The sequence below is a fragment of the Bifidobacterium sp. LH_413 genome (assembly GCF_056357015.1).
On sequence record NZ_JBKEVK010000002.1, the window covers coordinates 318,790 to 341,322 of the forward strand.

The 22,533-nt window shown below is 66.5% G+C and carries 14 protein-coding genes and 1 tRNA gene; 6 read left to right on the forward strand and 9 right to left on the reverse strand.

What is annotated here, in order from left to right; genetic code table 11:
- Positions 1–159: 159 nt before the first annotated feature.
- On the forward strand, positions 160–474 hold the full coding sequence (locus AC1AYN_RS05385; RefSeq protein ID WP_476532465.1) for a helix-turn-helix domain-containing protein: 315 nt from the start codon (positions 160–162) through the stop codon (positions 472–474).
- Between the two features lie 21 nt (positions 475–495).
- Here AC1AYN_RS05385 and AC1AYN_RS05390 read toward each other — a convergent pair whose 3' ends face one another.
- From AC1AYN_RS05390 to metG, 5 genes are all read right to left on the reverse strand, one after another.
- Positions 496–1,368 (reverse strand): class II glutamine amidotransferase, encoded by an 873-nt coding sequence (locus AC1AYN_RS05390; protein ID WP_476532466.1) that lies wholly within the window; start codon positions 1,366–1,368, stop codon positions 496–498.
- 96 nt (positions 1,369–1,464) lie between these two features.
- Complete coding sequence (locus AC1AYN_RS05395; RefSeq protein ID WP_476532467.1) at positions 1,465–3,825, reverse strand: KUP/HAK/KT family potassium transporter; 2,361 nt, start codon at positions 3,823–3,825, stop codon at positions 1,465–1,467.
- 245 nt (positions 3,826–4,070) lie between these two features.
- The gene (locus AC1AYN_RS05400; RefSeq protein ID WP_476532468.1) at positions 4,071–5,030 is read right to left on the reverse strand and encodes a TatD family hydrolase; all 960 of its coding nucleotides are present in this window, start codon (positions 5,028–5,030) and stop codon (positions 4,071–4,073) included.
- A 33-nt stretch (positions 5,031–5,063) separates the two neighbouring features.
- On the reverse strand, positions 5,064–6,632 hold the full coding sequence (locus AC1AYN_RS05405; protein ID WP_476532469.1) for an MFS transporter: 1,569 nt from the start codon (positions 6,630–6,632) through the stop codon (positions 5,064–5,066).
- A gap of 564 nt (positions 6,633–7,196) precedes the next feature.
- Positions 7,197–9,074 carry a methionine--tRNA ligase gene (gene metG / locus AC1AYN_RS05410; RefSeq protein ID WP_476532470.1) on the reverse strand — a complete coding sequence of 626 codons (1,878 nt, stop codon included), beginning with the start codon at positions 9,072–9,074 and terminating at the stop codon, positions 7,197–7,199.
- A gap of 263 nt (positions 9,075–9,337) precedes the next feature.
- Here metG and AC1AYN_RS05415 point away from each other — a divergent pair, with 263 nt between their 5' ends.
- Together AC1AYN_RS05415 and AC1AYN_RS05420 are read left to right on the forward strand one after the other, a co-directional pair.
- Positions 9,338–9,991 (forward strand): hypothetical protein, encoded by a 654-nt coding sequence (locus tag AC1AYN_RS05415; RefSeq protein WP_476532471.1) that lies wholly within the window; start codon positions 9,338–9,340, stop codon positions 9,989–9,991.
- Entirely contained in the window at positions 9,988–10,344 is a 357-nt protein-coding gene (locus tag AC1AYN_RS05420; RefSeq protein ID WP_476532472.1) for a variant leucine-rich repeat-containing protein, read from the forward strand. Before AC1AYN_RS05415 ends, AC1AYN_RS05420 begins: the two co-directional genes overlap by 4 nt.
- On the opposite strand, the gene rsmI is transcribed toward AC1AYN_RS05420, so the two are convergent.
- On the reverse strand, positions 10,334–11,302 hold the full coding sequence (gene rsmI / locus AC1AYN_RS05425) for a 16S rRNA (cytidine(1402)-2'-O)-methyltransferase (protein ID WP_476502289.1): 969 nt from the start codon (positions 11,300–11,302) through the stop codon (positions 10,334–10,336). The two genes, AC1AYN_RS05420 and rsmI, sit on opposite strands and share 11 nt — an antisense overlap.
- A 121-nt stretch (positions 11,303–11,423) precedes the next feature.
- Between rsmI and AC1AYN_RS05430 the strand changes: the two genes are divergently transcribed.
- Together AC1AYN_RS05430 and AC1AYN_RS05435 are read left to right on the forward strand one after the other, a co-directional pair.
- Positions 11,424–14,147 (forward strand): YhgE/Pip family protein, encoded by a 2,724-nt coding sequence (locus AC1AYN_RS05430; protein ID WP_476532473.1) that lies wholly within the window; start codon positions 11,424–11,426, stop codon positions 14,145–14,147.
- A complete protein-coding gene (locus AC1AYN_RS05435; RefSeq protein WP_476532474.1) occupies positions 14,144–16,543 on the forward strand; it encodes a YhgE/Pip family protein in 2,400 nt (799 codons plus the stop codon). Before AC1AYN_RS05430 ends, AC1AYN_RS05435 begins: the two co-directional genes overlap by 4 nt.
- A 104-nt stretch (positions 16,544–16,647) precedes the next feature.
- Here the strand turns inward: AC1AYN_RS05435 and fbaA are convergent, their stop codons facing one another.
- A complete protein-coding gene (gene fbaA / locus AC1AYN_RS05440) occupies positions 16,648–17,715 on the reverse strand; it encodes a class II fructose-bisphosphate aldolase (RefSeq protein ID WP_476502286.1) in 1,068 nt (355 codons plus the stop codon).
- A 329-nt stretch (positions 17,716–18,044) separates the two neighbouring features.
- Between fbaA and AC1AYN_RS05445 the strand changes: the two genes are divergently transcribed.
- Positions 18,045–20,933 carry a phosphatase PAP2 family protein gene (locus tag AC1AYN_RS05445; RefSeq protein WP_476532475.1) on the forward strand — a complete coding sequence of 963 codons (2,889 nt, stop codon included), beginning with the start codon at positions 18,045–18,047 and terminating at the stop codon, positions 20,931–20,933.
- An 83-nt stretch (positions 20,934–21,016) separates the two neighbouring features.
- Here AC1AYN_RS05445 and AC1AYN_RS05450 read toward each other — a convergent pair.
- Both AC1AYN_RS05450 and AC1AYN_RS05455 read right to left on the reverse strand, forming a co-directional pair.
- Positions 21,017–21,090: transfer RNA gene (locus AC1AYN_RS05450), tRNA-Gly, on the reverse strand.
- Between the two features lie 161 nt (positions 21,091–21,251).
- Positions 21,252–22,475: an ROK family protein gene (locus AC1AYN_RS05455; RefSeq protein ID WP_476532476.1), complete on the reverse strand. Its 1,224-nt coding sequence runs from the start codon at positions 22,473–22,475 to the stop codon at positions 21,252–21,254.
- Positions 22,476–22,533: the final 58 nt, after the last annotated feature.

Consider the following 22,533-nt stretch of genomic DNA (forward strand, 5'->3'; position numbering starts at 1 on the left):
GCGGAATAAAGCCGATTCTAAATCGGAGCGCCCAATCACTCCCCCAAGCCACTTCCCAACGGAATCTCCAAACAACCAACACAACAGAAACGCATACTCGATATACGTTAAAAGGTATATCTATTCAGTGCATCTCGATGCCATCGACCAGGAGGAAGCATGATGAAACGCACATCATTCGACGACTACATGGCCAAGCGCGGACTCACCGAGCGGAACCTACAGCCATACAAGGAACAATTGCAGGAGCGCGTACGCATCTATGAGCTCAAGGAGGCGCGCAAAGCCTGCGCATTGACGCAACAACAGCTCGCCAGCCATATGGGTGTCAGCCAGAAGCGGGTCTGCGAGCTGGAACGCGGCGACATCGACCATACACAGGTATCCACGCTGAAGCGCTACGTCGAGGGACTCGGCGGCATCCTGCACGTCAGCGCCACCCTCCCCGGCCGCGAACCGATCGTCATCGTATGAGATGAAACAATCCCCGCACGATCAGTCGATGGAGCGGATCGACCATTCGCCGGTGCGGTTGGAGGCGACGATCATCTGGTCGTTTTCGAGCTCCTCCCAGCCGTCGGCCTCGGTCTGGTCGAAACCGGACGACGCGACGACGATGCCCGCGGGCGCACCCTCCTCGTCGGTGAGCGCACGGTAGCGCATCACACGGTAGTCCTGCGCCTTCTCGCCCTGGCCGTACTGGTCGTAGATCTCGACGATGCGCGACGACGTGCGTTCGCGGCCGGCCGCGTTCAACGCGATGAACTGGTCCTGCGACTGGATCATGCAGTTGTAGCTGGAGCGCGGGTACGCCTGGCGCAGCTCGCGCACGGCCTGCGCCACGGCCTCGTCGAGGTCGTAGCCGAAGCCGATGTATTCGAGGATCACGGCGAAGAAGATCGCGGAGTCGGAGCGGCCGCCGGTGGACAGGAACACGCTGTGGTTCACCGGGTACTGGCGGTTCGTCACGATGTTGCGGCCGTGCGAATCGGAGATGTCGCCGTTGTGGATGAAGCTCAGTCCGTTCGCGAAGAACGGCTGCTGGTTCTCGAGGATGAGCGGCAGGTTCGAGGAGGCGAGGCGCAGATGCCACAGGCCGCCTCGCGCCGGTTCGGAGGCGAGTTCGGGGAAGACCGGGTCGAGGCGCGCGGCCACGGTGGTCTTGTACAACTTGGTGCCGGTCTCGGGCGAAGGCGCGCCGCCGTCGAGTGTGCCGGGTCGTTCGATCGGCTCGTAGAGCATCGCGCAACCCCAGCCGTCGTTGTGGATCTCGCTCATCTCACGATAGGCGTCCACACCCTCCGTGCCTAGGATTGCGTTGAGACTCAGGTTGAACCCTGCCGTCGCGTAACCCAGTAATCTGCACATAGTTGGCTACCATAACCCGCACACGATTCGACGCGCGGCCGGTGCTATAAGCGTTGCTTATAGGTTTCACCCACGCGTCTCGTCCACACCGCGGCCTCACCGCACCGGCGGCAAATCCCCGGTGACCGGCTCGCTCCCGGCGGCGCGTTCGATCCGCTTCAGCCGCGGCGGCCTGCGCGTGGACACGAACAGCGGCTGCACTTCGACGAGCGGGTTGTACGGCGCGAGTCCGAACCATTTGACCGGCGATCCGGCGACGTGGCGGATCGCGTACTTGGTCTGCAGCGACAGCGCCCCGCGCGCGGAGACCTTCGACTCCGGCATCAGCGCCTTGTGAATCAGCACGTAGCGGATCGTGCCGATGTTCGGATCGGCGTCGACCTTCGGGTACAGCGACTTCTGCTGCGGCAGTTCGCCGGTCTTCGACAGGTCGTGCATGATCTGGTGCAGGTACGCCGGAATCGACTGCGACACCTTGAATCCGAGCCGGATGCGCACGCGGAACAGGAAGTCGGTGCCGAAGTCCTGCACCTCGTATTCGCGCGTGAACGGCTGGTCGGTGGTCTCCACGCTCACCGCCCACCAGGCGCGGGCGCGCTTCGGATGGTCGGCGAAGATGGAGAAGAAGATGTCGGTGTCGAGCCGTTTCGTCTCGCTGTCGGACGTGAGATACACGATGTTGTCGGCGAAGTACGGGATGCGGAAGTCGCCGTGCAGCTTCTCCAACGTGGGCAGGAAGTCCTTCGGGCGCATGTGGCGGCGCTGCGCGCGTTCCAGCTTCGTGCCCTCGTTCCACGTGTACATGACGAACAGGATCGCGATGGTGAGCAGCATCGTGAACCAGCCGCCGTGCAGGAACTTCGCCATCGACGCGATGAAGAACAGAATCTGGATGGCGAGGAACAGCACGAGGAACACGATCGCGCCGACCCGCCGCTTCGCGTACCACAGGTATACGGCGAGCAGGATCGTCGTCGTGATCATCGTGATGGTGAGCGCGAGTCCGTACGCGGCGGAGATGTGTTCGGAATCCTTGAACATCGCGAGCACGAGCAGCGTCGCGACGCACAGCACCGCGTTGACGACCGGGATGTACAGCTGCCCGCGCGTGCGCGCCGGGTAGCGCACCTGAAGATGCGGCATCCAGTTGAGTCGCGTCGCTTCGGAGACCATCGTGAACGCGCCGGTGATGAGCGCCTGCGACGCGATCACGCCGGCGGTGACGGACAGCACGACCGCCACGTAGCGCACGTTCGGCGTCATCATCTGGAAGAACGGGTTCAACGATTTCATCGTCGTGTAGTGCGGGTCACGGCTGTGCGCGAGGATCCACGCGCCCTGGCCGAAGTAGCAGCACACGAGCGCGACCTTGATGAACGGCCACGTGAAGTAGATGTTGCCGCGGCCCACATGGCCCATGTCGGAGTAGAGCGCCTCGGCGCCGGTGGTCGCGAGGAACACGGTGCCCATCAGCGCGATGCCGGCGTCGTTGTGCGGGCTGAACAGGAACCGCACGCCGTACACCGGGTTGAGCGCGGCGAACACCGTCCAGTCCTGCGCGAGGTTCACGAGGCCGACGACGGCGAGGAAGCTGAACCAGACGAGCACGATCGAGCCGAACACGCGGCCGATGCTTTCCGTACCGCGCGACTGCACCATGAACAGCACGACGATGATGACCACGGTGATCATCAGCGTGAGGCTTGGATTGTCGTCGAACAGCTCCTCGAGCGGCGGCAGCGTCTGCAGGCCCTCGACGGCGGAGCTGATCGACACGGCCGGCGTGAGCACCGAGTCGGCGAGGAACGCGGCGCCGCCGACCATCGCGGGGATGGCGAGCCACGCGCCGCGGCGGCGGATCAGCGAGTACAGCGCGAAGATGCCGCCTTCGCCGTTGTTGTCGATCTTCATCGCGATGAGCACGTATTTGACGGTGGTGATCAGCGTGATCGACCAGAACACCAGCGACAGCATGCCAAGCACGGCCTCACGGTCGACGCTGCCGATGCCGCCCTGCCCGGAGAGGAACGTCTGCGCGGTGTAGAGCGGCGAGGTGCCGATGTCACCGTAGACGACGCCGAGCGCGACGATCATCATGCCCCAGCTGACCTTGTTCGGCCCGGACTGCAGGCGCGCCCACCAGCGGCCGAAGCGTCCCTTCGCGGCGGTGGTGGCGAGCTTGGCGGCCTCCTTGTTCTCGGCCTCGGCCTGCTTGGCGAGGACCTCGCGCTCCTCCTTGGTGAGGGTGCGGCGTGAGACCTTCGGGGCGTTGGTGAAGGTGTCGGCCCTCAGCAGCGCCTCCTTCTCCGCCTTGGCCTTCTCCTGGCGCTCCTGCCATTCCCGGCGTTCCCGCCGTTTCCCGTCCAGGGCCGATCTGCCGGATTTCGTATTCGTTTCGGTCGCGGTGCCGCCTACCACCTTGCGGGCGCGTTTGGTCTGCTGATTGCGGTCAGCCATACGCTCAATCCTCCATGCGGAGCAGCCTCACACTGCCTGCCGTTCTCGATGCTCTTTCGTCTCTTGCGTCACACTCGCTTTTCTTCGGACACACATCGTAGTCCGCCACCGCAATCACCACAAATTCACCAGCGGCACCAATCATCGCCGCGAAATCAGCGGAAATCCACCATTCCTCCCCCACTTCGCCTGATATTCACCGTGCCGTCACCGCACCGTGCGCCACCGCCACACTCGCACGCGACTCACACGCCGTACACCGCGCGCGTGGTGGCGCGGGTGCCGCGCGCCACCGCCGCGAGCGGCATGTCGAGCGTATCGGCCATCGCGCGCAACGTGTACGGAATCATGTACGGCGCGTTCGTGCGCCCGCGGTACGGCATCGGCGTGAGGTACGGCGCGTCGGTCTCCACCATCGCGTGGTCGAGTCCGACGATGCGCAACGATTCGCGGATTCCCTCGTTGCCCTTGTAGCTCACCGTGCCGGAGAAGCTCAGGTACCAGCCGTTCTCGCGCGCGATCGCGGCCATCTCGGCGTCGCCGGAATACGAGTGGAAGACGGTGCGTTCGGGCGCGCCGTCGGCGAGCAGCGTCTCGATCACTTCGCGATGCGAGTCGCGGTCGTGGATCTGCATCGGCAGGTTCAGCTCCTTGGCGAGCGCGATGTGCGCGCGGAACGCCTCGCGTTGCAGTTCCAGCGCCCCCTCGCCGGTGCGGAACAGGTCCATGCCGGTCTCGCCGATCGCGACGACCTGGTCCGGGTATGCGCGTGCGAGGCGTTCGACCTCGGCCATGGCCTCGTCGAACGGCACGTCGTGGTACGGCTTGTACGTGACGGCCAGTCCGTCCGGCCCGGCCACCGCGCGGTGGCCGTGGCGCACGGCCTCGTTCGGGTGGATGGCGATGGCCGCGTGCACGACGCCCGGGTGCGCGACGGCCATGTCGATCGCGCGTTGGAGGTTCGGCAGCTCGCAGCCGCAGTCGATGATTCCGGTCACGCCGACCGCCGCCGCCTGCGCGAGCAGTTCGTCGACGTCGTAGACGGGCACTTCCGGCTGCCCTTTCGCGACGGCCTCGTAGCTCATCGCGCGTGCGAACGGCACGACGGATGCGACGTGCGTGTGATTGTCGATGACGTGGGCGTCCTCCGGCAGCGCGTCCGGTGCGGGGGCCCAGCTGCGGTCGCGGTGATGATGCTTGCTCATAACCGCCCAGTCTAGCGAGCCGCGCGCCACCGCCTACTTCCAGCAATCGTCGTAGTCGACGCCGGTCAAGCGTTCGACCACCTGGCGTGTGGCGGGCGCGACGTCGGCCTTCGCGCCGCCGTTGCGCAGTCGCGTCACTTCGCGCAGGACCACGCCGTCGGTGCGCTTGTCGATGACGAGCCGCGTGGAGACGATCCAGCCGGCGATCATCGCGAACGAGAACCATCCGAGCAGCAACGCGCCCACGCCGACGCGCGCGGCCGGCGTCTGCACGGCCCGCGTCGCGTCGAACCCGACCGCGCCGAGAATCACGCCGACGAGAATCGTCGCGAGACCGGAACCCACCTGACGGAACGACGCCTGGATGCCGGAGAACGTGGCGGAACGGTACCGGCGCGTGACGATCTGATCGATGTCCGCGATATACGGGAACACCGCCCACGGCAGATACCCGCACAGGGATTTGAACGCGAAGAACCACAGCGAGGCCGCGACGGCGAGCGCGGTCCACGCCGCGCCCGGCAGGCGGCCGGCGCACAGCCACAACGCAAGGAACCACACCACGCCGAGCAGGCAGCCGGCGTAGTTGAGCGCGTACATGCGGCGCGGGCCGAGGCGGGTCATGCCGAAACCGAACAGCGGCATGAGCGGCAGGGAGACGGCCGCGCAGCCGAGCAGCAGCGAGGCGAACGCGGCCGTGCGGTTCCAGTCGTAGACGACGAAGAACACGAACGTCTGGCCGAACACGTCCATCGTCACCTGCACGAGCAGGTAGATGGCGAGATGCTTGCGGAATTCGCGGATACGCAACGTGGTCGCGTATTCGGCGAGCACCTTGCCGGCGCGGCGCATCCACCGACGCACGCCGACGTGCCCGTCGCGCCGTTCGCCGCGCGCGTACGCGCCGAAGCCGGCGCGCTCGGGCGTCATCTCCCACGTGCTGCGCCAGCATGCGAACACGGCGAGCGCGAACAGGATGGTCGTCGTGATCGTGAACGCCATGTAGCCGGTCGGCGCGGTCTCGCCGAACACGGCGAGCGTCGCGGCGCCGGCGAGCGGAATCGCCGTGCCCGCGCCGGTGGAGATGAACAGGCGCACGGTGGACAGTTTGGTGCGCCCGTTGAAGTCGGCGGTCATCTCGCCGGGAAGCGGGTTGTAGGCGGTCTGGAACAGTTGCGCGAGCACGACCCAGAACACGTAGGCGGCCACGTAGGCGGCGAACGGGAGTCCGGGGATCCACAGCAGGACGCCGACGAGGATGAGCGGTCCGATGATCATGAGGAGGAACCGGCGGCGGCCGTATTTGAGGCCGATCGGGTAGCGGTAGAGATTGTCGTCGAGGACGCCGAACGCGAGCGCGGCGATGGCGCTGACGAGTGCGCTCACGCCGATCACGGCCTGCGCGGCGGCGATGTTCATGCCGCAGAAGCGCGTCCAGAACAGGGCGAGATACGTGGCGATGATGGTGAGCTGGCCGCCGCCGTAGAAGTCGCCGACGCCGAATCCGACGGCCTCGCGCATCGTGATCTTGCGCACGAGGTCACGTGCGCCTTTCTGGTTCTTGTTGCTCGATTCGCTCGCGCCACTCGCTGCTCTCGCCATATCATCCAGCCTAGTTCGTGCGGCGTCCGCCGTGATGGGGTCGGTCCGGGATCGCCACGGTTTGGTCCGTGAACGTCACGGTCGCCCGTGGGTCGGTCCATGACCGTCACGGTTCCCTCCGGGATCATCACGATTCGCTCCACGGTTCGCCATGGAAAAACGACGCAAACCGAGGAGGGAACCGTGACGGCCCGGGAGGGAACCGTGCTACTTGGTGACTACTTGATGAGGCAGGGCAGGGACGGGCTGGATTCCGCAGACATGTAAAAACCAAAAAACATGCAAAAACCAAAAAAGAAACCCGGCGGGGAGAAACCGCCGGGTGAGAGAGAAGAGAGAAGAAGGGTTCAGTTATGGGGTTCGGGAAGAACCTCGCCAGTGATATTCACTTCGGGAAGGACTCCCAACCGCTGACATGTTTTAGTAAACCGTCCCTCCCTTGGAGGAACGATGCGCGTTCCTGAGAAACCTCTGAGCACTATGTGACGATTTTGTAACCGCTTAACAGCGAATCGGCACACAGACGCGTGGCCCCCTCTGACGAGGGGACCACGCGAAACGGGGTTACTCGGCCTTTTCTTCGGCGGCGAGCTTGGCCTTTTCGGCGGCGAGGCGCTCGGCCTCGGCGGCGCGACGGGCGGCGAGCGCCTCGTCGAAGCGGGCGAGCTCCTCCTCGACGGCCTCCTTCGGGATCTTCGCGAAGATCGGCGTCGGCTTGGCGACGGGCGCGCCCACCTCGATCGGCTCGCTCTCCCACGGGTGCACGGTCTCGCCGAGCTTGTAGTCGCCGGTGATGATCGGGTACTTGAAGCCCGGCTTGTCGAGGTCCTCGACCTCTTCAAGGCGCGGCAGCGGCGAGAACACGCCCTTGCCGCCCAGGGCCTCCCACACCTTCTGCGAGGCGTGCGGCAGGAACGGGGCGAGCAGGTGGTTCGCGTCGGAGACGGCCTGCGCGGCCACGTGCAGCACGGTGCCCAGTCGCTTCTCGTCGTCCTTGATCTTCCACGGCTCGGTCGCGGAGATGTACTTGTTGATGTCGCCGACCACGCGCATCGCCTCGATGAGGCCCGCCTTCTGGTGGTGGTTCTCGATGAAGCCGCCGACCGTGGCGAACGCGCCGCGCGTCTCGTCGAGCAGGGCGCGGTCCTCGTCGGTCATCGAATCCTCGTCGAGCGCCGGGATCTCGCCGAAGTTCTTGGCGATGAGGTTGGCGACGCGGTTGACCAGGTTGCCCCACGAGGAGGCGAGCTCCTCGTTGTTGTGGCGCACGAACTCGGCCCACGTGAAGTCGGAGTCGGAGCTCTCCGGGCCGGCGATCGAGATGTAGTAGCGCACCGCGTCCACCGGGTAGCGGGAGAGGATGTCCTTGACGTAGATGACGATGCCGCGCGAGGAGGAGAACTTCTTGCCTTCCACCGTCATGAACTCGGAGGCGACGACCTGCTCGGGCATGTTCAGCGGGCCGAGCTTGCCGGTCTCGCCGCCCTTGGAGCCCTGGCCGTTGTAGGCGAGCATCTCGGAGGGCCAGATCTGGGAGTGGAACGTGATGTTGTCCTTGCCCATGAAGTAGTAGGCCGGGCAGGACGGGTCGTTCCACCACTGGCGCCACAGCTCCGGGTCGCCCTGGCGGCGCGCCCATTCGATCGAGGCGGACAGGTAGCCGATCACGGCGTCGAACCACACGTACAGCTTCTTGTTCGGGTTGTCGATCCAGCCCTTCACCGGCACCGGGATGCCCCAGTCGATGTCGCGGGTGATGGCGCGCGGCTTGACCTCCTTGAACAGACCCTTGGAGAAGTTGATGACGTTGGTGCGCCAACCTTCACGGGTGTTCAGCCAGGCGAGGTTCGCCTCGGCGAGCGCCGGCAGGTCGAGGAAGTAGTGTTCGGTCTCCTCGAAGCGCGGCGTCTCGCCGTTGATCTTGGAAACGGGGTTGATGAGCTCGTCCGGATCGAGCTCGTTGCCGCAGGCGTCGCACTGGTCGCCGCGCGCGCCCTCGGCATGGCAGATCGGGCACTCGCCCTCGATGTAACGGTCCGGCAGGGTGCGGCCGGTGGACGGGGAGATCGCCACCTGCTGCGTGCCCTTGTAGATGTAGCCGTTCTTCAGGCACTGCGTGAACATCTCCTGCACCACGTGCTCGTGGTTGCCGGTGGTGGTGCGCGTGAACAGGTCGTAGCTCAGACCCAGGTCGCACAGATCCTTGGCGATCACGCGGTTGTAGCGGTTCGCGAGCTCCTGCGCGGTCAGGCCCTCCTTCTCCGCCTCGACGAGGATCGGGGTGCCGTGCTCGTCCGTGCCGGAGACCATCAGCACGTCGTTGCCCTTCATGCGTTCGTAGCGGGCGTACACGTCGGAGGGGACGCCGAAACCGGCCACGTGACCGATATGGCGGGGGCCGTTCGCATACGGCCATGCAACATTCACCAGAATATGACTCATAAGACCGAATTATCCGGCGCGCCGGGGACACGCCGGCCACCCCTCAGTCCGGCCTTCGGCCGCCCAGCTCCCCCTCAAGGGGGAGCAAAGCAACGGTGTACCGTCCCTGCGCCTCCTCCGAGGGGGAGCTGTCGGCAAAGCCGACTGAGGGGGACTCCTGCGGACTGTGGACAACCGTCCGCCCATCCACCGGATCATCCACCTCGCGCGAGTACGGTCGCGCACGATTGGCGCGCACGCCGCGCACGCCCTACCGTATGGTCATGGAACCTTCAACGACGACCCCACCGCCATCATCCGCACCCTCGCCGCCGCCCGCGCTGCGCACCACCCCGCTCGTGCCGGCGATCCTGCGCGAACGCGACCTGCCCGGGCCGATGAGCCTCAGCCGGCTCGCCACCGACGGCACGATCACCACGCTGGACGACCTGGAGAGCGGCTACTGGTCGGAGCACGCGTCCACCCTGTACGGCCGCGCCTCGATCGTGCACCGTCTCATCCCACATTCCACGGTGGCGTGCGCGCTCACCGCCATGTGGGTGTGGATGGGCGGCGACTTCCCGCGCACGCTCGACGTGCTGTCGCGGTCGCATTTCCGCATGCGGCATTTCGGGCACCGGATCCGCGCGTTCACGCGCAAGGTCCTGCCGAACCATCTCGTCACGATCGGCAATCTGCGCGTCACCGATCCGACGCGCACCGCCTGCGACGTCGCGTCATTGCTCGTCACCGCCACGCATCCGAACGAATACGCGGACAAGGTCGTCGACTTCATGGACGCCTACGATTTCACTCCCGACGACTGCATCACGATTCTCGACGAGAATCCGTGCATGTCCACCACGCCGCGCGCACGCGCGTTCTTCACCGGCGTGCGCCATTCGTACGATCATCGCCGCGTCAAGGTCGCGCCATGAGCCGCGCGCGACCGTCGCGGCGACTGCGCTCGCTCGACCGCGCCGACCGGCTCAGGCGCCTAGCGCGGGCGGCGGCCGACGCCGACGCCGCCCGCGCGACGGCGCTGGAACCGCCCGAACCGCCGCTCGTGCTCACGCCGATGGTGGCCGCCGACCCGGCGACGGACATGGACGTGCTGTGGCATATCGCGCGCACCGCGCCGGAACTGCGGCGATGGCTGGTCGCGAATCCGAAGGCGGACGCGGCGCTGCTCGAATACGTCTCGCAGGCCGGCGGACCGGGCGTCAAGCGCGCGCTCACCGTCCTGCTGGAATCGCTGGAGGAGCTGGAGGCGCGGAACGTTACTGCTTGATGGCGAGGACGGCCTGGTAGACCTGCTTGCGGTTGGCGAGCGTGCCGTCGGGCAGCGGGTGCTCGCCGACGACCTGCGTGATCGCCTCCTTGATGCGCAGACCGTCCTCGAGCGCGCGGTCGATGGCGAGCACGGCCAGATCCTCGACAGACAGCGTGCTCGGCGCGACGGCGGCGGCCTCCTCGTCGGAGGCGCCGGCGACGACGAGCACCATCTCGCCGCGCGGCGGATCGTCGTGCACGCTGTCGCGGATTTCGGCGATCGTACCGCGGCGAATCTGCTCGTAGTCCTTGGTGAGCTCGCGGCACAGGGCCATGCGGCGGTCCGGGCCGAACGCGTCGAGCAGGTCGTCCATCGAATCGTCGATGCGGTGCAGCGTCTCGTAGAACACGATCGTGCGGCGTTCGCCCTGCAGCATGCGCAGATGCTGCACGCGCTCGGAATGTTTGCGCGGCAGGAAGCCCTCGTAGCAGAAGCGGTCGGTGGGCAGGCCGGACAGGGCGAGCGCGTCGAGCACGGCGGACGGACCGGGCGCGCAGGTGACCGGCAGGCCGCGTTCGATGGCGCGGCGCACGATCGCGAGGCCCGGGTCGTTGATCGTGGGCATGCCCGCGTCGGAGACGACGAGCACGGTCGCGCCGGTCTCCACGTTGTCGAGCAGGCCGTCGGCCTTGTCGCGTTCGTTGTGGTCATGGTAGGCGACGACGCGGCCGTTCACGTGCACGCCGAGACGGTTCGCGAGATCGTAGAGGCGGCGCGTGTCCTCGGCGGCGACGATGTCGGCGTGCTCGAGCAGCGCGCGCAGACGTGCGGACGCGTCGCCGACGTTGCCGATCGGGGTGGCGGCGAGCACCACGGTGCCGGCCGGGATGGTGACGGCGACGGCACCCGCGTCCGCCGCGCCCGTGCCTGCGCTCTCGGTCGATTCGTTCACGTTCACATCCGCTGCATTGGTCATGCCTCCAGTATCCCCCACCCCCTCGGACGCATGCTCCGCCCAATGCCACCGCCCTGAGTAATGTGCATCACGGAACCGAAACACGCCGGAAGAGCGAAGAACAGAAAGAGAGTCGTCGAAAGTGCGAACGATATGGCGCGTGTTCACCCGCGACCTGACGCGCATCCTGCGCAACCCGGTCGCCGTGGTGGTCACCTTGGGCGTGGCGATCATCCCATCGCTGTACGCGTGGTTCAACATCCTCGCGAACTGGGACCCATACTCCGCCACCGGCAACATCCAGGTCGCGATCGTGAACAACGACAAAGGCACCAGCTCGCCGCTCGTCGGCGAACTGAACGCGGGTAGGCAGGTCGTCACGCAGCTCAAACGCAACCACCAGCTCGGCTGGCGGTTCGTCGACGAGACGGACGCGTTCAACGGCATGCAGACGGGCGACTACTACGCGGCCATCGTCCTGCCGAAGGACTTCAGCGCGAAGCTCGTCGGCGCGCTCGCCAATCCGAAGCAGCGTCCGAAGATCACGTACTACGTGAACGAGAAGAAGAACGCGATCGCGCCGAAGATCACCGATTCGGGCGCGACCACGATCGACGAGCAGATCAACCAGACGTTCGTCACGACCGTCGGCAACACCGTCGCGAAGGCCGTGACCGACGCGGGGCGCGACCTGAGCGACGCGACGGGCTCGACGCAGCGCGACGTGATCGCGACGCTCGACACCGTGGCCGGCGACATCCGCGACGTGAACGCGGCGCTCGACGACATCGCGACGACGCTCGACCAGTCGGACGGCACGATCGCGAGCGCGAACGACACGCTCGCCTCGCTCCAGCAGTCGATCGCCGCCGCGCAACGCACGTCCTCGCAGTCGGGCACGCTGCTCGCGCAGGCGCAGACCTCCTCGCAGCAACTCTCCACGACGATGGTCGGCGCACTCGACCAAGGGTCGGCCGGGCTGAGCGGCATCGGCGTGAAGGTGAACACGGCGGCCGGCGACGCGACCGGCACGCTCAACAGCACGCAGGAGGCCGTCAACCAGATTCACACCTCGGTCTCCGCCTCACTCGACCAGGCGTCGGCCGCCGTCGACGCGCTCAAGAAGACGCTGCGCGACCACGGCATCGACGAGAACACCAGCGATCCGGACGGGCAGCGCATCTGGCAGCAGGTGAACGCGCTGGGCGACGCGGTCGCCAAGCAACAGCAGCAGGCCGACGACTTCCAGAAGGACGCGACCGCGTTCATCGACGGCGGCAAGAAGGCGGCCGGCTCCCTGTCCGACACGACCGGCAAGGCCGTGGGTGACGGCATCACCGGACTGTCCAACGCGCGCGGCACGCTCACCGGCACGGTCATGCCGAACCTCAACACGTCGCTGAACTCGTTCGGCGCACTCAACGGCACGATGTCGGGCACGCTCGTCTCGCTCGCCGACACGGCCACGCAGACCCAGGGCCTGCTCGACCAGCTGTCCGGCACGCTCACGCAGACCAAGCAGACCGTGACGAGCACGCACGATTCGCTCGACCAGCTCATCGGCGACGTGACCGGCGTCCGCACCGACGTGGCGGCGCTCGACAGCTCCGCCGCGTACACGGCCGTGAAGGACGCGCTGCATCTGGACGACAAGGAGTTCGGCAAGTTCATGGGATCGCCGGTCACGCTCAACACGCGCACCGTGTATCCGATGGACAACTATGGCTCGTCGGTCACGCCGTTCTACACGAACCTCGCCCTGTGGGTGGGCGGCTTCGTGCTCATCGCAATCTACAAGCTGGAGGTGGACCGCGAGTCGCGCGAGTCCGGAGAAGCGGCGGGAGAAGCGACCGGCGCGGCGGCCGGTGCCGCGGCCGAGGAGCTGCGCGGCATGACTTCCACGCAGGCGTATCTGGGCCGGTGGCTGCTGCTCGTCGCAATCGGATTCCTGCAGGCGCTGATCGTGACCGTCGGCAATCTGGTGATCGGCATCCAATGCGCGCATCCGCTGCTGTTCGTCCTCGCCGGCGTCTGGTGTTCGTTCGTGTACGTGAACATCATCTACGCGTTGGCGGTCGCGTTCCGCCACATCGGCAAGGCGGTGGCGGTGATCCTCGTCATCGTGCAGATCCCGGGCGCGTCCGGCCTGTACCCGATCGAGCTGATGCCGAGCTTCTTCCGCGAACTGCACCCGTGGCTGCCGTTCACCTACGGCATCAACGCGATGCGCGGCCCGATCGGCGGCATGTACGCGAACCACTACTGGCTCGACATGCTGCACCTCTTCTACTACGTGCCGGCGGCGCTGTTCGTCGGACTCGTCGTGCGCCGGTACGCGATGAACCTCAACGCGCTGTTCGACCGTCGTCTCGGCGACACCGACCTGATGATCACCGAGCATGATTCGATGGTCAACGAACGGGTGAGCCTCTCCTCCGCGTTCCGCGTCGCCTCCGACTCCTCGCAGGGCATGCGCGAGCTGATCGAGCGCCGCGCGCACCGCTTCTTCGACCGCTACCCGCGGATGATCGTCACCGGCCTCGTGCTGCTCACCGTGCTGCCGATCGCGTTCCTCATGCTGCTGTTCTTCACGCAGGCGAAGATCGCGATGCTGTCGGCGTGGATCCTGTCGATCATCGTCATCGACGTGTATCTCATCGTCGTCGAATACACGCGCGAAAGCTACGCGCAGCAGGTGGGCGTCGGCGCGATGACGTCCGAACAGTTCCGCGACGTGATGCTCGACGGCTACATGTGGCGGCGCAAGCGCACGGCACGCGGCGCCGGCGCGGCCACGCGCGGCGATGCCGGCGCGACCGCGACCGACGCAACCGACTCCGACTCCGCGAAGGGAGACGAACGATGAGGAACATCTGGCGCATCTTCGCACGCGACGTGCGGCAGGCCACGCGCAACGTGATCGCGATCATCGTGGCGGTGGGCCTCGTCATCGTGCCCGCGCTGTACGCGTGGTACAACATCGCGGCGAGCTGGGACCCGTACGGCAACACGAAGGCGCTCAAGGTCGCCGTCGCGAACACCGACAAAGGCTACAAGTCCGATCTGATGCCGGTGCGCATCAACGTGGGCGAGACGGTGACGAGCGCGCTCAGGGCCAACCACCAGCTCGACTGGCAGTTCGTCGACAAGGACAAGGCCATCGACGGCGTGTACTCCGGCGAATACTATGCGGCGCTCGTCATCCCGAAATCGTTCAGCGCCGACATGATGACGCTGTTCTCGCCGACCATCCGCCACGCGCGGCTCGACTACTACCTCAACGCGAAGATCAACCCGATCGCGCCGCACATCACCGATCAGGGCGCGGGCACGGTCGCCACGACCATCGACCAGACCTTCGCGAAGACCCTCGGGCAGGTGGCGCTGGGACTCGCCTCCAACGTCGCCGGCTACGCGGACAGCCCGCAGATGCAGCAGTACGTGGAGAACGCGACCGGGCACATCACCACGATGTCCGCGCGACTGAAGACCGCATCCGCGCAGGCGAACTCCTACGCGCAGCTGCTCGCCGCCGCCGACGGCATCATCGACTCGACGGACCGGATGCTCGGCTCCGCCGGCACGCAGGGCGACGCCGCGAAACAGGCGCTCGAACAGGGTTCGCAAGGCGCGCAGTCGCTCGTCAAGGCGATGAACGGCGCGTCGGGCGGCGTCGCCGACGCGCTGAAGCAGGCCGGCGGCGCCTACGACTCCATCAGCGAACAAATCGACAAGGCGTTCGACGACGAGGACACGCAGAACGGCAAGGTCGCGGACACGCTCACCAAACTGCAGCAGCAGGTGAGCGCGCAGGCCGCGGCGTACGGCGATTACGCGACCGCGCTGCGCGCCATGGCCGACACGGCCGGCGCGAGCGGCGACGCCGACGGCAAGGCGCTGCAGGACGCGCTCAACGCGGCGGCCGATCAGGCGGTCGACACGCAGAACGCGCTCAACGCCGCCGCCGACACGCTCGGCGAGGCGGCGAAACAGGCGTCCGACGGCAAAGCCGGACTCGACGCGACGCGCCACGATTTGCAGGCGCAGATCGCGGCCGCGCGCGAGTCCGTCACCGACGCGGCCGACACGTACCGGTCCACGCTGAAGCCGCAGATCGACGCGCTCACCTCGTCGATGGACGACATGGTCTCGCAGGCCAGCGGCGTGGTCGACGGCCTCGCCGCGACCACAGCCAGCGTGCGCGGCCTGTCCGGCGGCATCTCGAACAGTCTGGCGGACGTGCGCACCGCCCTGGGCGACGTCGCCTCGACGCTCGACAAGGCGGCGGCGAAGCTCGACGATCTGAACGCGAAGTTCGCGAGCGCGGTGAGCGGGGGCGGCAGCGGTTCCGGTGATTCCGGCGATTCCGGTTCCGGTGGTTCCGGTTCTGGCGCCAAGGCGGACCTGTCCGCGGTCGCGTCCTCCGATCCGGACACGATCGCCACGATCCTCTCCGCGCCGGTCTCCCTCGACCGCGAGGCCATCTACCCGATCGCGAACTACGGGTCCGCAATGGCGCCGTTCTACACGATCCTCGCGATCTGGGTGGGTGCAATCATCCTCGTCGCGATGCTCAAGGTGGCGATCTCCGACCATGAGAAGGCGAAGATCCTAGGACTCGGCAACGTGCTGCCGCTCGGCGAGGACGTGGGTCTGCGCGACGCGGTGATCATCGGGCGCACGGCCGGCCCGGGCGCGATGCTCGACGTGCTGCGCAAGCCGCATTCGGAATCGCCCGGCAACGCGCGACGGTTCGGATTGCGCATGCATCAGGAGTATTTCGGGCGCTACATGCTGTTCGGCGTGCTCGCGCTCATGCAGGGCACGCTCGTCTGCCTGGGCGACCTGCTGTATCTGGGCGTGCAGTGCGAGCATCCAATCCGGTTCATGATGGTCGGATGGTTGGCGGCGATCGTGTTCTCGAACATCGTGTACACGCTGACCGTCTCGTTCGGCGACATCGGCAAGGCGATCGCCGTGGTGCTGCTCGTCATGCAGGTGGCCGGCTCGGGCGGCACGTTCCCCATCGAGACGCTGCCGCCGTTCTTCCAGGTGGTCTCGCACTGGCTGCTGTTCCCGTACGCGGTGGACGCGATGCACTCGGCCATGGCCGGCGCCTACGGCATGGAGTACTGGGTGGCGATGGGCAAGCTCGCGCTGTTCCTCGTGCCCTCGCTCGTGCTCGGTCTGGTGCTGCGCAAGCCCGTAATCCGCCTCAACGACTGGGTCATCCGCAACCTCGAAAGCACGAAGGTGATGTAGCGGGCCGCAAACGGGCCAAGCGGGCCAAACAGCTCAAACGGCGGGAGGCCGGTGCCATGACGGCATCGGCCTCCTCTTTTCCCCGCGAAACCGCTACTCGAGCGCTACTTGAGCGCCTTGCCGGCGGAGCCGAGCTCCTGGCAGGCCTCGACGACGCGCGCGGCCATCGAGGTCTCCGCCTCGCGGCCCCACGAACGCGGGTCGTAGAACTTCTTGTTGCCGACCTCGCCGTCGATTTTGAGCACCGCATCGTAGTGCTCGAACATGTGGCCGGCCACCGCACGCGTGAACGCGTACTGGGTGTCGGTGTCGACGTTCATCTTGACGACGCCGTGGCTGACCGCCTCGGCGATCTCCTCCGGGCGGGAGCCGGAGCCACCGTGGAACACGAGCGCGAACGGCTTGCCGGCCGGGAAGTCGACCGCGCCGGCGGCGGAGGCCACGCGGCCGTCGACCACGGCGGTGGCGACCTCGCGCTGGATGTCGCCGAGCAGGTCGGGGCGCAGCTTCACGAATCCCGGCTTGTACGCGCCGTGCACGTTGCCGAACGTGAACGCGGCCATGTAGCGGCCGCGCTCGCCGAGGCCCAGTCGCTGCGCGACCTTCACACCGTCGGCCGGCGTCGAGTACAGCTTGTCGTTGATCTCGTGGCTGTGGCCGTCCTCCTCGCCGCCGACCGCGCCGATCTCGATCTCGAGCACGGTATGCGCCTTGACGGACTTGTCGAGCAGTTCCTCGGCGATGTCGAGGTTCTCGTCGAGCGGCACGGTGGAGCCGTCCCACATGTGCGACTGGAAGGTCGGCTCCTTGCCGTGCGCGACCTCGTCGGCCTCGTGCGCGAGCAGCGGACGCACCCACTCGTCGAGGTACTGCTTGGCGCAGTGGTCGGTGTGGAGCGCGACGGTGATGTTCGGGTACTTCTTCGCGACCTCGTGCGCGAACGCGGCGAACGCCAGCGAACCGGTGACGCGATCGTTCACGCTCTGGCCGGAGAAGTAGGCGGAGCCGCCGACGGACACCTGGATGATGCCGTCGGATTCGGCTTCGGCGAAGCCCTGCAACGCGGCGTTCAGGGTCTGCGTGCTCGTCACGTTGATGGCGGGGTACGCGTATCCGCCGCGACGTGCGGCGTCGAGCATTTCAGCATAACGTTCGGGAGTTGCGATAGTCATACGGCCATTATCGCGCCAGACGGCGGACGGAACGCGCGCGGATGCGGCATTCGCGACGGGAATGTGCCGTAAATCACGCGCTGTTGGAACATCTATGCGACGACGACGCGGCGAGAGGCGCCGTGAATGAACATTGGTTGAAAATCAGGGAATCATTCCGCACGCAAAGTGAATTGTAGCTGACCGGACGGCGACTTCTTCGCGCCTCCGGAGCGTGCCACTGCAAACGGTTTCATACTGGAACCGCTGATGCCGATGCCGCCCATAGCGCGCATCGGCATCATCGTTGTGGAATGAGGAATGGATAGGAAATGACAAGGAAATCACCGATGATGCGAGGTGCGGTGGCGGGAATCGCCGCCGCGGCCATGTTGTTGGCGGGCGGCGCGCTGACCGCGAACGCGGCCGACGCCACCTATCAGTATCCGGCCGACCTGCAGCAGCCTGACCTGGTCAAGCTTCTCGGCAGCTATACGGACTACTGGCACCCGGATGCGAACAGCAAGGATCCTGACGGTTTCGGCAAGGGCCACATCGTCGACAAGACCGTGACCGATTGGAACGACAGCTCCACCAAGGCCATCAACAACGCCGCCGCCACGGCCGACGCCGAAGGCGACGGAACGACCACGCCGACCGCCCAGCAGAAGCGCGCACTCATCGACTCCGACTACAAGATGCGGGAGACCCTGCCCGACGCGCTCGGCCCGGTGCTCGGCAAGTATCTGGCCGACGGCCTCGACGCCAGCGCCGCCGGCGATGGCAGCACGCCCAACCCGAACGGCCCGCTCGCCAAGACCTACAGCCTGCTGATCAGCGATCACAAGTCTGCCAGCGGCTACGACACCGCATTGGTCTCCAACTGGCTTGATACCGGCACCGCCAAGAACTACTTCAACCATCCGCGCCCGTACGTCGACCGCGCCAACGGCGGCTATGCGGCCGGCGACAATGCGCTCGGCATCAAGAAGGTCCCCGTGTGGACCGACGAGAACGGCGTCAAGCATGACGCCTCCTACGACGGCATGGTGGCGTCCGGCTCGTTCCCGTCCGGCCACACCACGTACGCCTTCTCGGGCGGCATCGGTCTGGCAACCCTGCTGCCGCAGCTGGGCACCGAGATCGTGACCCGCGCCTCCGAGGCCGGCAACAACCGCATCGTGCTCGGCGTGCACTATTCGCTCGACATCATGGGCGGCCGCATCGACGGCGAGGCCGCCAACACCGCCCTGTGGAGCAACAAGCAGTTCCGCGACGACAAGCTGATGCCCGCCTACAACGAGCTGCAGAAGTATCTTGCCGACAAGTGCGTGGAGAACAAGAACGTCGACCAGCGTGCCGACAACGACTACGACACCGTGCTCCAGTGCGCCACCAACCTCAACGCCAACGCCAAGAAGGATTCCCAGGGCAACGGCTACACCAACACCTTCGTCGACGCGGTGTCCACCAAGCCGGTCACCGGCCGCAAGAGCGCCATCAACGCCTACACCGCGCGCATGACCTACGGCTTCCAGCCCGTCGGTGACACCAAGCAGGCCCCGGTCGTGCCGGAGGGCGCGTCCAACCTGCTGCTGACCGCCTTCCCCGATCTGACCGACGAGGAGCGCACCGCCATTCTCGCCGCCTCCGAAATCGACTCCGGCTACCCGCTGGACGCCAGCTCCGAAGGCTACCAGCGCATCAACCTGGCCAAGGCGTTCAGCGCCCGCGTGACCTTCGATTCCGGCGACAAGGCCTCCCGCAAGATCGTCAGCATCACTTTCGGGCACCACACCCCCGAGGTCGAGACCCAGAAGCCCGCTGCTACGCCGACCCAGCCGCAGGCCGACAAGATTACCGACCTTCTCAAGGACTTCAACCAGTACTTCGACTTCTACAACGCCAACGGCGTGCAGAACACCGATGTGGCGAAGGCCACCGTGAAGCATGACGACGACCTGACCGCCTCCATCAACAACAAGGCGTTCGGCACCGACGGCCGGACCAAGCAGGACCAGCGCGCCCTCTCCGACGCCCAGATGAACTCCACCAACACCCTGTACGACGCACTCGGCCCGGTGCTCGGCAAGTACTACAAGGACGCGATGGACAACGGCCAGCTGCCCGACACCAAGGCGTTCCTCGCGACGATGAACAAGTCGGCGAGCACCGGCACGGCCAAGAAGTACTATCAGCACCCGCGCCCGTACATCGACCGCGTGAACTACCTCGGCAAGACGCTGAACATCGACAACACGCTGAAGGACCGCATCAAGAAGGTCCCGGGCTACGAGAACTTCGACTGGGGCGACGGCCAGGCTCCCGACAACGAGTACGACAGCCTGTACGACTCCGGCTCGTTCCCGTCCGGCCACACCACCTTCGCGTTCACGCAGGGTGCCGGCCTGTCCTACCTGCTGCCCGAACTCGGCCCGGAAATCATGGCCCGCGTGTCCGAAGCCGGCAACAACCGCATCGTGCTCGGCGTCCACTACCCGCTCGATATCCTCGGCGGTCACGTCGCCGGCCAGTACGGCGTCGCCAACGCCGTAACCGATCCGAAGACCAAGGCCGCCGGCGATGCCGCCCGCAAGGAGCTCGTCGACTACCTGACCGCCCAGTGCAAGGCCGACAACCACGGCGACACGCTCGAAGCCTGCATCGCCAACACGAAGGCCAACACCACCAACGGCTACCAGAACGACTTCACCGATGACGTGTCCACCAAGCCGGTCACCGACCGTGCTTCCGCGCTCGTCGCCTACAAGGCCCGCATGACCTACGGCTTCAAGCAGACCGGTAAGGCCGGCCAGGCCGCCGTCGTGCCGGCCGAAGCCGCTCGCCTGCTCGACAACGTCGAGGCGTTCAAGGTCCTGACCGACGACCAGAAGAAGGCCGTCATCGCCGCCACCGAAGGCGACTCCGGCTACCCGCTGGATGCCACCTCCGAGGGCTGGGCCCGCGTCAACCTCGCCGCCGTCTACAGCGCGAAGGTCACCCTGAGCAAGGACGGCAAGACCGTCGTCAAGGTCGAGCCCGGTCAGGCCGTGGCCTCCGTCGTGAAGGAAAGCGACGGGCCGCAGCCGCAACCCGGCGACAGCCGTCAGCAGTCCGTCGCCAACGGCCCGCTGTCCAAGACGGGCACCGACGTCGCCGGCATCGCGGCCATGTTCGCGCTGATCGCCGGTGCCGGTGTGACGCTGGCGATGATCCGCCGCCGCTACGCCGACCGCTGACCGGCCCGGGTCCATAACCCTGAAACCCTGATAGCAAGAGGACCGTTGGTCTCCCAACGGTCCTCTTGCTATCACTGAATCACTGGAGCGGATGACGGGAGTCGAACCCGCCTTTAAAGCTTGGGAAGCTTTCGTTCTACCGATGAACTACATCCGCAAGGGTGCGTCTTTTGGACGCGAGCCACCAGTGTAAACGCGCCGCCCGACGTGGCACCACGCCGTCTCACTACTCGGGCGGCCAGCGCACCGGCCATCCCACCGGTTCTCACGCCAATCACCGCACCGGTCCTCACATCGCCCGCCGTCGCCGCCGACCGTTCACGCGCCGATGAACCGCAGCGGATCGTCGATGAACCGGCGTAGGCCGCGTTCGGCAGCGCCGTACAGCGAAGGGTGTTCCGCGACGGGCGGCGTGGCGACGCGCACCGTCATGCCGTCCGGTCCGACGATCTCCTCGCGCAGTCGGTTTTCGAGCACGATGGTGAGTTCGTCGCCGAAGTGCGTCCAGAGACCGCCGAGCAGCACGGTGTCCACGTCGATGAGGTTGACGGCGGAGGCGATGGCGGAGACGAGCGCGTCGACGGCTTGGTCGATCACCGCGGTGATTCGCGGATCGCCGGAAAGCCAGCCGTCGAGGAGCCGCTTGACGGCGTCCGATTTGGTGGCGAGACCGCCGTCGGCGAGTCCGGCGGCTTCGACCATGGCGCGGCGGCCCGCGTACATTTCGAGGCAGCCGCGGCGGCCGCACGTGCAACGCGGCCCGTCCATCGCGACGGACAGGTGGCCGATTTCGCCGGAGAATCCGTGCGAGCCGCGGACCACTTCGCCGTCGCGCACGATGGCGCCGCCGATGCCGACGTCGGTGGAGACGTAGATGAAGGAGTCGCGTCGGTCGACGACGTTCAGGAAGTCGGCGCGTTCGGTGGCGTAGCCCGGGATCTGCGCGATGGCGGCCATCTTCGCCTCGTTGCCGGGGATGGCGTCGAGGCGGCGCACCACGTCGAAGCGCGTGAGGTCGAGGTCGGTCCAGCCGAGGTTGCGGGCGAGCGTCAGCCGGTTGCCGGTGATGACGCCGGGCAGGGCGAGGCCGGTGCCGGCCACCGTGCAGCCGCGGCGGGCGAGCTGCTGTTCCAGCGATGCCGTCATGGTGTCGAGTTTCGTGAACACGTCCTGCGAATCGCAGTCGGTCATGTCGTCGTTCACCCATTCGCGGCCGAGCGTGTCGCCGTTGATGTCGAGTGCGAGGCAGCCGTAGCCGTCGGTGTTGACCTGCAGGCCGATGCCGGCGATGCGGCCGCCGTGGATGCGCAGCGGTGTGCTGGGGCGGCCGTAGGATGCGGCGGCGACCGGCGCCCCTTCCGCGACCACGCCGGAGTCGAGCAGCATCGAGACGAGCAGCGACATGGTCGCCTTGGTGAGTCCGGTCGCTTTGGCGAGGTCGGCGCGGCTCAGCGGGTCGTTCGCGCACAGCATCGCGTCGAGCGTCACGGACAGGTTGTGGTTGCGCAGGTCGTCCTGATTGATCTTCCTCAAAGCGGCCATGGTACCTGTCCCTTCGTGCTGTCGTCTTCGTCTTGTCTTCTCTGTTGTCTTGGTCTTC